Source organism: Sporomusa sp. GT1, from assembly GCF_014634905.1.
GTDB lineage: Bacteria > Bacillota > Negativicutes > Sporomusales > Sporomusaceae > Sporomusa > Sporomusa sphaeroides.
Genome location: NZ_BMBX01000098.1, coordinates 1 through 256 on the forward strand (window position 1 = coordinate 1; position 256 = coordinate 256).

General features: G+C 44.9%; 1 tRNA gene. It reads right to left on the bottom strand.

The annotated features are described in order from the left end of the window. Window positions 1–2: 2 nt before the first annotated feature. Window positions 3–75 (bottom strand) — tRNA-Asn (locus GT1_RS22000). Between the last annotated feature and the right edge of the window lie 181 nt (window positions 76–256).

The following is a 256-nucleotide window of genomic DNA, read 5'->3' on the forward strand; positions in this document are numbered from 1 at the left end:
GGCTCCTCGAGTAGGACTCGAACCTACGACCGATCGGTTAACAGCCGATTGCTCTACCAACTGAGCTATCGAGGAATGTTTTTTAGGTAAACATCTCGTGAATGCATGTTCCCTAAAAACTTCACAGAAGAAAGACTACGCATTAGGTTTTATTGATGTTTGCACTTGTGCAAACGAGGATTTAAGTCAAGTCCTCGGCCTATTAGTACCAGTCAGCTACATGGATTGCTCCACTTCCACATCTGGCCTATCTACC